The sequence below is a fragment of the Komagataeibacter intermedius TF2 genome (genome assembly GCF_000964425.1).
In the GTDB taxonomy this organism is placed as follows: domain Bacteria; phylum Pseudomonadota; class Alphaproteobacteria; order Acetobacterales; family Acetobacteraceae; genus Komagataeibacter; species Komagataeibacter intermedius.
This window is the reverse complement of the sequence record NZ_BANF01000119.1, coordinates 1-408: the sequence shown is the minus strand read 5'-3', so window position 1 is coordinate 408 and position 408 is coordinate 1. Positions and strand designations below refer to the sequence as shown.

Here is a 408-nt window from a genome sequence, read left to right as displayed (position 1 = left end):
GGTCAAATCTCGATGAAAATTTCCGCCCTACCCGGGTCAGTTCTTAGTGAAAATCAACACACAGGCCCTCGGCACGGAGTTGCTGCCGCCGCCTTTCCCGCACCAGAAAGGTCACATCATGTCCGGCGCTGGCCATGCGGGCGCCAAAATACCCACCCACGGCGCCCGCGCCGACAACAAGAATTCTGGAACCCATCACGCTGTTTCCTCTCTTTGATGCGCCCTGACGTGTTGCGGTTGAAGGCGAGTTGAAGCGCTCCGGAGGCAGGGGTCAAGACAGGCTCAGAATCTCGACCTTCCCGGGTGCCGGGCCTTGATGGTGGCCTCGTCGATATAGGTCTCGACGACCTGAAGGCTTTTATGTCGCGAGAAGCGCTTCAGTTCCAGGAGATCATACCCGTCTTTCGC

The 408-nt window shown here is 58.3% G+C and carries 1 pseudogene; it reads right to left on the bottom strand.

The annotated features are described in order from the left end of the window. Window positions 1–61: 61 nt before the first annotated feature. Window positions 62–196: pseudogene (locus B7449_RS13420) on the bottom strand (2-dehydropantoate 2-reductase N-terminal domain-containing protein); the annotation flags it as partial. Window positions 197–408: the final 212 nt, after the last annotated feature.